The organism is Actinomadura sp. HBU206391 (assembly GCF_014323665.1).
GTDB lineage: Bacteria > Actinomycetota > Actinomycetes > Streptosporangiales > Streptosporangiaceae > Actinomadura_C.
Genome location: NZ_JABVEB010000421.1, coordinates 1 through 3,478, shown reverse-complemented (window position 1 = coordinate 3,478; position 3,478 = coordinate 1). Strand labels below are relative to the sequence as shown.

At 64.3% G+C, this 3,478-nt stretch carries 3 protein-coding genes and 1 pseudogene; 2 read left to right on the top strand and 2 right to left on the bottom strand.

What is annotated here, in order from left to right:
- Both HKK72_RS37620 and HKK72_RS37615 read left to right on the top strand, forming a co-directional pair.
- Positions 1-863, top strand: an 863-nt coding sequence (locus HKK72_RS37620) for a sensor histidine kinase (protein WP_222721637.1), incomplete at its 5' end; no start/stop codon positions are given.
- An 83-nt stretch (positions 864-946) separates the two neighbouring features.
- Positions 947-1,174: a hypothetical protein gene (locus HKK72_RS37615; RefSeq protein WP_187239159.1), complete on the top strand. Its 228-nt coding sequence runs from the start codon at positions 947-949 to the stop codon at positions 1,172-1,174.
- Between the two features lie 71 nt (positions 1,175-1,245).
- On the opposite strand, the gene HKK72_RS37610 is transcribed toward HKK72_RS37615, so the two are convergent.
- Positions 1,246-1,845: a hypothetical protein gene (locus HKK72_RS37610; RefSeq protein WP_187239158.1), complete on the bottom strand. Its 600-nt coding sequence runs from the start codon at positions 1,843-1,845 to the stop codon at positions 1,246-1,248.
- Positions 1,846-2,455: 610 nt separating this feature from the next.
- Positions 2,456-3,343: pseudogene (locus HKK72_RS37605) on the bottom strand (IS5 family transposase).
- Positions 3,344-3,478: the final 135 nt, after the last annotated feature.

The following is a 3,478-nucleotide window of genomic DNA, read 5'->3' as shown; positions in this document are numbered from 1 at the left end:
CGTCAGTGGGGGCCTTCCACGCGGTCCGCAGGACGCTGGCGCCAGTGGACGCCATCCGTGTCCAGATGGACGAGATAACGGTCACCGATCTCGACCGGCGAGTCCCGGTGCCCAAGAACCAGGATGAGATCCAGATGCTGGCAAAGAGCGTCAACACCGCTCTGGAACGGCTTGAGGACGCCTACAACCAGCTGCAACGCTTCACCTTCTATGCCTCACACGAGCTGCGCAGTCCGCTCACCGCCATTCGGGCTCAGCTAGAAGAGGCGCTGATGTACCCGGGCGACACGGAATGGCCAGAGGCAGGGCACGCGATACTCGCCGCCGTAGACCGGCTCCAGGCGCTCATCATCGATCTGCTGTTCCTCGCCCGGCTGGACGCGGGCGGCTCCCTCACATGCGAGCCGACCGACCTGGGCCGGCTGGTGGAGGCCGAACTGGACGGCCGTTCCTCTCGGGTGAAGGTCGTCAGACGGCTACGGAAGGGGGTGTGCGCCCGGTGCGACCGGCCACGGATCAGTCGTTTACTGGCCAATCTGATGGACAACGCCGAGCGCCATGCCACCTCGAAGATCACGGTCACCGTGCGCGCCGACGAATCGTCCGCGATCATGGAGGTGGCCGACGACGGCGCCGGGATCGCCCCCGACCTGCGTGATGTGGTCTTCAAACGCTTCACCCGGCTGGACACCTCCTGGCACCGGGACGAGGGGGGCAGCGGGCTGGGATTGGCCATCGCCTGGCAGATCGCAAAAGTACACGGCGGCGCCTTGACCATCCAGGACAGCGAGCGAGGAGCCCACCTCGTCCTGTACCTGCCCCGATGCGACGCACTCCGGACACCAGCCGCGCCGGAGCAGTAGTCAGCGCCAGATTTTCGCGGTCCAGCCGAAGTGGACCGACGTCACATCCAGGTCCTGGAACCGAGCGGCGACGTCGAATACCCATGCACGCCGAGGACAACCACGACCACGGCCACGACGAACGCCGCACCGTCAAAATCGTCGGCCTCGCCGAGGGACTGTTGTTCCCGCACGCCGCCCAAACCGTCTGCCTCACCCGCCGGATCCGCCCGGCCGGTGCGAAGATCCGCGGGCACTGGAGCATCGAGGTGCTCCACCACATCCGCGATGCCACCCGCACCCTGACGACCCTGGGCATCAATCCCGCATGACGGAAACGGACACTACGCGACTTTGCCGGGACCCTGCTATTAGACCGGAGTTGACTGCCACCACTACACGTCTACATCTCAGGGGGAATTTTATCGGTGACCTGCCTGATCTCGCCCTCCTCAGCCCACTCGTCGGGGAAGTGATCCCCGAAGATAGGGCAGACGAATCTAGCCGTGAGAATATCTCGTAGGAAGTGGGTCAGTGGCCCCCGGTAATGCCACCAGCCACGGTAGTCGTTCGCAATCACCACGGTCCACTGTTCGGGATCCTCATGGGTGAGCCACAGACATTTCCCCTCGTTTACCGTCACTCCCCATGGCACCAGCCCGCCCGGCTCCGGATAGAACCGGTAGTCGACCGGTGGGCCGGCGGGGATGGCCAGGCCTGTCTGCGGGTCGAACCCCCCGGCGGGCTCCCGTGTGCGTCGGAGATATTCTCTGGCGTCCTCGAGTTGGGGTCCCATGACGCTGAACAGGTTCCATATGGGGGAAGTCGGGTGGTATACGGCCAGGAACTCGTAGAACTCGACGAGTGGGTAGCGCTCGACGAACGCTTGGTAGTCCGGGGGGAATACGAGTCCATATTCGCTGTAGATCTCGTCCCAGTCCGGGGTTGTGGGGGTTGCCGCCGGGGGGCCGATGAGTTGCTCAAGCGACGCAGGGATCGTCATAGGTGACCACTGCCTCCGGGTGTTGGGTATTGGTGATGCATGCGTCGAGAAAGAAGCCGTTGGTTCCTTGTGCAACGAGATGGATCTTGTTGGGCATGGCGTATTCGATGCTGGGAAGCGCCCCCGGCCAGCCCGAGGGTCCCACCTTGTCCGGGTGGGGATCGGCTGGCGAGAGCAAGTCGGAGTATACCGGGATCGCATAGTAGTAGATCTACTCCCCCTGCATTCCGACTGCATTGGCGACCCTGTTCTCCACTGGTCTCTGCAGGCTGTTATTGGACCGCTGGAACTGCGTGATGAGGTTGCTTCTTACGCGTTTCCCGCCGAGTTGGTGGCCTCGCTGGAAGAGCCAGTTATTCGGGCTGAACTCGATATTGGCGGTGGGCCAGCTGCTGGGCACCTTCCATTCCGGCCGGTAGTCCGTCCGTTGAGGAATGAACCCTTGCCACGAACAAGGACGCAGATGCGAACTCGGGAGCGGCCGAGGTTCTGCCAGAGATGGAATTTGCCGGCGACCTGCGGGGCATCCGGGCTCCCTGCCGGGCTCCCTCGACGTAGCCGCCAGCCCGGTCCCGGCAGATGATCTGCGGGCTAGGCCGTGTCTAAATGATCATTGGCGGAGCCAGAGGATGAGGCCGGCCAGGAGTAGCCCGCTGTGGTAGCGGCTGGCGAGTTTGTCGAAGCGGGCGGCGATGGCGCGGAACTGCTTGAGTTTGCTGAAGCAGCGTTCGACCAGGTTGCGGCGCTTGTAGAGGGTCTTGTCGAAGGCGGGTGGGCGTCCTCCGCGGTGGCCTTTGCGTTTGCGGTTGGCGATCTGGTCGGACCGTTCGGGATCACACAGCCGATGCCGCGGCGGCGCAGGTAGTGGCGGATCCTTCTGGCCGAATAGCCCTTGTCGCCCAGCACGCGGCCTGGCCGGGTACGAGGACGGCCACCGTCTGGCCGGGCGATGCGGATCTGCTCGATGACCTGCTCAAAGACCGTGGAGTCGTTGATGTTGCCGGCGGTGAGGTGGAACACCAGGGGCAGGCCCCGCCCGTCGACGACCATGTGCACCTTGGTGGTGAACCCGCCGCGTGAGCGGCCCAGCGCCTGGGCGTCCTGCCCGCTTTCGCGATCATCCTGTTCGATCGTCCCCCGCTCGGGCCCCCTCTTTCCGCGCCCCAGCGGCATGCTGATGAGCGCGGGCGATGGAGGAGTCGATGGCGACCACCTCCAAGTCCAAACTCCCGAGCGAGTCGTCCTTGACCTGCACGCACTCCAGCAGACGGGCCCAGGTCCCATCCTCGTCCCAGCGTTTCCACCGCTCATAACAGGTCTGCCAGGGCCCGTACCGCTCCGGGACATCCCGCCACGGCGACCCGGTCCGCAACCGCCACAGAATCCCGTTGATCACCTGACGGTGATCCCGCCACCGCCGCCCACGCCCATCGACCCGCGGCAACAACGGCTCGATCCGGGCCCACGCCACCTCGGTCAACTCACCACGTCTCACCACAAACGATCATTCAACCGGAACCAGCCGACCAACGATGATCATTTATCAGACGCGCCCTAGTAGGACTTTGTTAGGTCGTTAAGGGTGGTTGTTGTTGGCAGGTGGGGCATCGGCCTGTCCAGGTCGCGAGGAGGG